The 986-nt window shown below is 40.6% G+C and carries 1 protein-coding gene; it reads left to right on the plus strand.

The window, feature by feature from the left end:
* Positions 1-153: 153 nt before the first annotated feature.
* On the plus strand, positions 154-986 hold an 833-nt coding region (locus tag HMPREF3179_RS02000), incomplete at its 3' end, for a tyrosine-type recombinase/integrase (RefSeq protein WP_070469484.1).

The raw sequence follows: 986 nt of genomic DNA on the forward strand, positions 1-986 counted from the left end.
GTGAGCACCATCTATTTTAATCTGTTTTGCCTATATTCTAAATAAGCCCAATAATTAAGGGTTTCAGCTTGTGGTTTTAATTTGTTTTTGTTATAAACAAAGCAAATTAAAGATAAATCCCACACAAATCACACAGCTAATCCCACACAAAAAATGGCAAGTATTTATAAAATAGGCAAAAGATATAGAGTTGAGTTTAGGCACAACGGCAAACGATACACGTCATCTTTCCCGACAAAACGAGAGTGCCAGGAATGGATCGTAACGAAAACAGTTGAGCTATCTACACCAGTAGCAGAAAACAAAACATTGCTTGATGCACTTAACGACTACATGGAAAAGGTTTCGCCAAAGAAAAAAGCTGAACAAAGCGAAATCAATCGCATTAAGTATTTTATTAGAAGCAATCCAGAGTTATGCGCTAAAAGAATGTCTGATATCAAATCAATCGATATAGCAGATTGGCGTGACCGTCGTTTAAAGTCATTAAATCCAGCAACTGGTAAGCAAGTTAAGCCAAACACTGTGCACCGTGATATGACGTGGCTATCATCTGTTTTCCGTACGGCGCATAAGGAATGGGGCTGGATAACAGAAAACCCTGTATCCAGCGTTAAGTGGCCGCAACAAACGCCGCCAAGAGATAGATTAATCACTGACAAAGAAATAGATGCGATGTTGGTTGCTCTTGGGTATGTGCCTGAGTCTAAAGTTTCAACGGTCGGGCAAAGAGTTGCTTGCGCTCTTTTGTTTGCATTAGAGACTGCTTTGCGTTCGCAAGAGATTTGTTTGCTGGAATGGGAAGATATTGAGGGTAGGGTGCTCGATATTAAAAAATCAAAGACTCATGCGGGCGAGAGACGTGTTCCGTTATCATCTAGAGCGATGGAAATCTTAGAGCAGCTAGACAAAGAAAGTAACCCTGTTTTTGGACTAACCACATCGCAGCTAAGCTCTAATTTCAGAAGAGCTAGAGACTTAGCCGG

The organism is Oligella sp. HMSC09E12 (assembly GCF_001808505.1).
GTDB classification, from domain to species: Bacteria; Pseudomonadota; Gammaproteobacteria; order Burkholderiales; family Burkholderiaceae_B; genus Oligella; species Oligella urethralis.